This is a genomic window from Nocardia sp. NPDC004722, from assembly GCF_053601505.1.
In genome coordinates, this window is record NZ_JBSGBY010000701.1 from 1 (window position 1) to 4,071 (window position 4,071).

At 70.1% G+C, this 4,071-nt stretch carries 2 protein-coding genes and 1 pseudogene; 1 reads left to right on the plus strand and 2 read right to left on the minus strand.

The window, feature by feature from the left end; all coding sequences use genetic code 11:
- Positions 1–1,691 (plus strand): SLAC1 family transporter (locus tag ACWELQ_RS40135; protein ID WP_452402230.1); only part of this gene is annotated, 1,691 nt, incomplete at its 5' end.
- Here the strand turns inward: ACWELQ_RS40135 and ACWELQ_RS40140 are convergent.
- Both ACWELQ_RS40140 and ACWELQ_RS40145 read right to left on the minus strand, forming a co-directional pair.
- Positions 1,680–3,518, minus strand: coding sequence for a glycoside hydrolase family 15 protein (locus ACWELQ_RS40140; RefSeq protein WP_452402231.1), 1,839 nt, complete (start codon positions 3,516–3,518; stop codon positions 1,680–1,682). The genes ACWELQ_RS40135 and ACWELQ_RS40140 overlap by 12 nt on opposite strands.
- A gap of 132 nt (positions 3,519–3,650) precedes the next feature.
- A pseudogene (locus tag ACWELQ_RS40145) lies at positions 3,651–4,071 on the minus strand (hypothetical protein); the annotation flags it as partial.

The window sequence follows — 4,071 nt, forward strand, 5'->3', positions numbered from 1 at the left end:
ATCACCATCGCGCGCCGGTGCGGGCCGCGCTCGGGGTGGCGTTCGCCGTCTACTTCGGGGTGTTCTCGATCTTCTTCTTCACCGCGCTGTATCTCCAGGTGATGATCCACTATTCGGCGCTGCGCACGGCCGGGGTGTTCGCGCCCATGGCGGCCGCCATCGTGGTGGGCTCGCTGGCCGCCGGGTACTGGGTGGCCCGCACCGACGCGCGCACCCCGATGATCGTCGGCTGTGTGGTGAGCGCCGTGGGGATCCTGCTCACCCGCCACGCCCTCGACGGGACCATCGGATTCGCGGAACTGTCGGCCACGCTCGCGGTCGCCGGGCTCGGATTCGGTATCGCCGTGGTGCCGTTGACCTCCGCCGTGCTGACCGGGGTGCCTGCCGCGCATTCCGGTATGGCCGCCGCGGCCACCAACACCATGCGACAGGTCGGCGCGGCGGTCGGGGTCGCGGTGCTCGGCTCGCTGGTCAACGGTTTCCTCACCGCGGACCTGAAGACCAAGCTCACCGAACTGGGGTTGCCGCCGGAGTTGCAGCCGACCGCCATCGACGCGGTCGAGCGCGGCCGCATCCCGTCGGGCATCGACCTGGGGACCATGCTCAAATACGCGTCCAAAGTCCCCGAAGCGCTGAAGACCGGGACCGTCGCCTTCCATCACGGACTCGATGTGGCGCTGCAGGTTTCGGCGTTCATGATCCTGGCCGCCGCGGTGCTCTCGGCGCTGACCCTGAGCGATCCGGGCGACTCCGGGCGGTGGTGGCGTGAACTACCCCCGGCCATGGGCGCTTTCGTGATGGCCACCGGAATCCTTTCCGTGGGACTGCATCTCACCGGATTCGAACCCCTGTCACGCGTGGCGCTCGCGCTCGCCGCCGCGGTGTGGCTGGCGCTGGCCACCGACTTCGTGTCCCGGCTGCTGTGGACGCACACCCGGTGGGAGAGCGAGGCCGACACGCCACCGGCATTGACGGCGGTCGCGGCCACCACGGTGCTCGGAACCCGAATCGCCTTGCTCGGCTGGCATTTCGTGGCCACCGCGCTGCTGGTGATCGCGGCGATCCTGTGGCCGGTGCTGCTCGCCCTGGTGATCGGCCACTGGAAGCGGCGCATGCCGGGGGCGGTCTTCCTGGTCTGCGTCGCCACCGAGGGCCTGGCCGTGCTCGGGGCCACGCTGGCGCGCGCGGGCGTGGGGGAATGGCTCATGGTCGCGGCGCTGGTGTGCTTCGTGCTCGGAATCGCGTTGTACGCGTTGGCATTCACCCATTTCGACGTCACGCAGATCTGGCGCGGGGAGGGCGACCAGTGGGTCATGACCGGGGCGCTGGCCATCTCCGCGCTGGCCGGGTCGAAACTCGTCGGCTGGCACGGATTCACCGGGACCCTGGATTCGGTCCTGCGCACCATGACCCTGGCGCTGGTCGGCCTCAACCTCGCCTTCTACGTGATCCTCGTGGTCGCCGAGGTGGTCCGGTTCCGGCCGGGCTACAACGTGCGCCGCTGGGCCACCGTGTTCCCGCTCGGCATGACGGCCGTGGCCGCGTTGTCCACCGGTGCCGCACTGGATCTGAGCTGGGCCCGGGTGCTGGGCAGGATACTGCTCGCGGTGGCCGGGGCGGTCTGGGTGCTGGTGGCCGCCGAACTGCTGGGCACCCGCGCGCGGGCCGCCGCCCCGCCGTCACCGGCCTGAGCCGACCGCCGGGGCCGCGTCCATGGCGCGGTCGAGGGTGATCGCCGCGTCGATGAGGGCCAGATGGGTGAAGGCCTGCGGGAAGTTGCCGAGCTGATCTCCGGTGAGCCCGATCTCCTCGGCGTAGAGGCCCACATGGTTGCCGTAGGTGAGCATCTTCTCGAACACCAGCCGCGCCTGCGCCGGATTCCCCGCGCGCGCAAGGGCGTTCACGTAGTTGAAGGTGCACAGCGAGAAGGTGCCCTCGGAACCCTCCAGCCCGTCGGGGGAGGCCGCGGGGTCGTAGCGGTGCACCAGGCTGTCGGTCACCAGATCGTGGCGGATCGCCGACAGCGTCGAGAGCCACAGCGGATCGCGCGGCGCGACGAATCCGACCTGCACCATGCGCAGCAGCGAGGAGTCGAGGACGTCGGAGTCGTAGCGCTGCACGAACGCCCGCCGCCGCGGATTCCAGCCGCGTTCCCACAGTTGATCGTGGATGCGGTCGCGGTGTGCACGCCAGCGCTCGATCGGCCCGGGCAGCCCGTACTTGTTGGCCAGCCGCACCGCCCGGTCGAACGCGACCCAGCTCATCAACCGTCCGTAGGTGAAATCCGCACGCCCGCCGCGGGTTTCCCAGATGCCTTCCTCGGGCCGGTCCCAGTTCTCGCCCAGCCAGTCCAGCAGTCCGGTCACATCCTTCCAGCCCTCGTGGCTGATCCGCACGCCCCGCCGATCGGCCTGGTAGATGCTGTCGAGCAGTTCCCCGTAGATGTCGAGTTGCCGCTGGCCGGAGGCGTCGTTACCGATGCGCACCGGGTGCGAGCCGCGGTAGCCCTCCCAGTGCTCGATCACCTCCTCCTTCAGATCGGTGGAGCCGTCGATGCGGTACATGATCTGCAACGGTTCGTCGGCATCCCGGTACAGCCCGCGCAGCCAGCGCGCGAAAGCCGTTGCCTCCTCGGTGAATCCGAGTGCCAGCAGCGAGTGCACCGAGAACGAGGCGTCGCGGATCCAGGCGTAGCGGTAGTCCCAATTGCGTTCGCCGCCCAGCTGTTCGGGCAGCCCCGCGGTCGGGGCGGCGATGATGGCCCCGGTCGGCGCGTAGGTCAGCAATTTGAGCGTGATGGCCGAGCGATCCACCATCTCGCGCCAGCGTCCGCGATAGGTCGAGCGGGACAGCCATCGATGCCAGAAGTCCACCGTGTCCTGGAAGACCTGCTCGATCTCGGCGACCCGGATGGCCTGCGGGCCTTGCGGCGCACCGGATTCCAGCACGAACCCGCGCATCTGCCCGGCCTCGAGCGGGAGCAGGCCGTGCAGGGTGCCCTTCTCGGTGATCTGGATCTGCGCCAGCCGGGGATCGCCGGGCTCGCGCACGGCGTGCAGGGTGAGACTCGCCGGGCCGCAGTCGAACAGGGCTCCGTCGTCGTCGACGTGCGTGGTGTGGGCGCGGCGGCCGTAGTCGAAGCGCGGGGCGATGTCGAGTTCGAAGGTGATGTGCCCGCGCACGCAGCGCAGCATCCGCACCAGCCGGTGACGGTCGGTGGAGTCGCTGCCGGTCGGCGGCATGAAGTCGATGATCTCGCCGGTGCCGACGTCGGTCATGAAGCGGGTGATCAGGATCGCGGTGTCGGGGAAGTACATCTGGCTGCTGCGGTAGGGCCGTTGCGCGGGCTGTACCCGGCAGTGCCCGCCGCGTTCGTGGTCCACCAGGGCGGCGAAGACGGTGGGCGAGTCGAATCGGGGGCAGCAGAACCAGTCGATGGTTCCGTCGGTGGCGACCAGCGCGGCGGTCTGCAGGTCGCCGATCAGGCCGTGGTCGGCGATCGGTGGGTAGTTCCGCACAACGGCTCCTCACTGTCGGTGCCACGGTCGGCGGGTCGCCTCCCGTGTGCCCACCACGCTGCCCCGGTCGGGGATCGGCGGCCTCATGCGTGGTGGATGATTCGGTTCCTCGGCTCCGAGAATCGGTCGGTGTCACGATGATTCGGGTTCGCCGGGCCCCCGGCCCAGGAACTCGACGGCTGCCAGCAGCACCAGCCCGGTCAGCGCCAGCCCCGCCACCACAAGGGCGCTGGGATAGGGCCAGAACAGCAGGGCGACCACCAGGGCCGCGAGGACGGTGAGCCGCAAGGACATCCGATGCCGCGCGGTGAACGTCTCCACCGCGCTGGGCGGCCGCCGGTAGCGCGTGCGCCACACCGAGCGCAGCGCCCGCTGGAATGCCCGGCGCAGGTTCCCCGCCGCCGGCGCGGGCCCGGTCACGTACACGGCGGCCGCGATGATCAGGCCGAGCACGCCCACCGCGCGCATGGCGGTGCGCAGCGGGCGCACGACGGTGTCGAACAGCGCCGCGGCCGCATCCGGTGACAAGGTGTCCGACGGCACCGCATCGAGA